Source organism: Streptomyces niphimycinicus (assembly GCF_018883605.1).
Taxonomy (GTDB): domain Bacteria; phylum Actinomycetota; class Actinomycetes; order Streptomycetales; family Streptomycetaceae; genus Streptomyces; species Streptomyces niphimycinicus.
On sequence record NZ_JAHLEM010000696.1, the window covers coordinates 1 to 1,508 of the forward strand.

Genomic DNA, 1,508 nt, shown 5'->3' on the forward strand with positions numbered 1-1,508 from the left:
GTCGAGCTGCCGACGTATGCCTTCCAGCGTGACCGTTACTGGCTCGAAGCGCCCGTGGGTGTGGGCGATGTGGGCTCGGTGGGGTTGGGCTCGCTGGGGCATCCGTTGCTGGGCGCGGTGGTGTCGCTGGCGAGCGGCGGCGGGGTGCTGCTGAGCGGACGGCTGTCGTTGGCCACGCATGGCTGGCTGGCGGATCACGTCGTGCACGGGGTCGTGCTGCTGCCGGGAACGGCGTTCGTGGAGTTGGCGGTGCAGGCGGGCGACCAGGTCGGCTGCGGCCGGGTCGAGGAACTGATCCTGGAAGCGCCGCTGATCGTGCCCGAGAAGGGCGGGGTGCGCCTTCAGGTCGAGGTGGGGGAGGCGGATGCTTCCGGCTACCGCGAGGTGAGTGTCTTCTCGCGGGATGAAACGGAGGGAGAGACCGCGGCGTGGGTGTGCCATGCCCGCGGGGCCCTCGCGCCGGTCCAGGCGGCCGGCGAGACCCACTTCGACTTCGGGGCGTGGCCTCCGGCGGCGGCTCAGGTCGCGGAGGTGTCGGAGCATTATGCGCGGGCCGCGGAGAACGGGTTGGAGTACGGCCCGGTCTTCCAGGGGCTGAAGCGTGCGTGGCGCCGTGGCGACGAGGTGTTCGCCGAGGTGTCGCTCCCGGAGGCGGAGCGGGACCGGGCGGGTCAGTTCGGCTTGCACCCGGCGCTGTTCGACGCGGCGTTGCACGCGATGGGTGTGAGTGAGGCTCTCGCGGATGGTTCGGGCAGTCTGCTGCCGTTCTCGTGGCGGGGATTCTCGCTCGGGGCGGTCGGCGCGTCCTCACTGCGGGTGAGGCTGGCTCCGGCGACCCAGGGCAACTCGGGCGTGGTGTCGGTGGTGGTGGGGGACGAGTCCGGGCGGGTGGTGGCGTCGGTGGACTCCTTGACGTTGCGGCCGGTCGAGGCCGGTCAACTGAGGGTTGCGGGCGGGGCGGCCCGGGACGCGCTGTTCCGGCTGGAGTGGGTGCCCGTGCCTGCGGTGGATCGGGCGGAGCCCGTGCCGGAGGCGGAGGTCGTGCGGGTGGTCTCCAGCGGCGCGGACGTGGTGGGCGAGGTGTATGGAGAGGTGTTCGGGGCCTTTGACCGGGTGAGGTCGTGGGTGGCCGATCAGGCGTCCGCTGACGGCCAGTTGGTCTTGGTGACCCGGGGCGCTGTCGATGTGGGTGACGGCGTTGGTGTGCGGGATCTGGCGGGGGCCGCGGTGTGGGGTCTGGTGCGGTCCGCGCAGTCGGAGAACCCAGGGCGCCTGGTGCTGGTGGACACCGATGATGTGGACGGGGTGGGTGGTGTTCTTCCCGGGCTGCTGGCTCGGGGTGAGGAGCAGTTGGTGGTGCGGTCGGGTGTGGTGCGGGTGCCGCGTCTGGGCCGGGTGCTGCCCTCGGGTGGGGCTCTGGAGTCGGGTGAGGTTCGGGAGTCGGGTGGGTTCGGCTCGGGTGCCGTTCTGGTCACCGGTGGTACGGGTGTTCTGGGTGGTGTCGTGGC

Annotated in this window: 1 protein-coding gene; it reads left to right on the plus strand. The window is 71.7% G+C overall.

All coding sequences use genetic code 11. The features are described from left to right. The coding region (locus tag KN815_RS40455) for a SpnB-like Rossmann fold domain-containing protein (RefSeq protein WP_216346784.1) at window positions 1–1,508 on the plus strand (1,508 nt) is incomplete at both ends.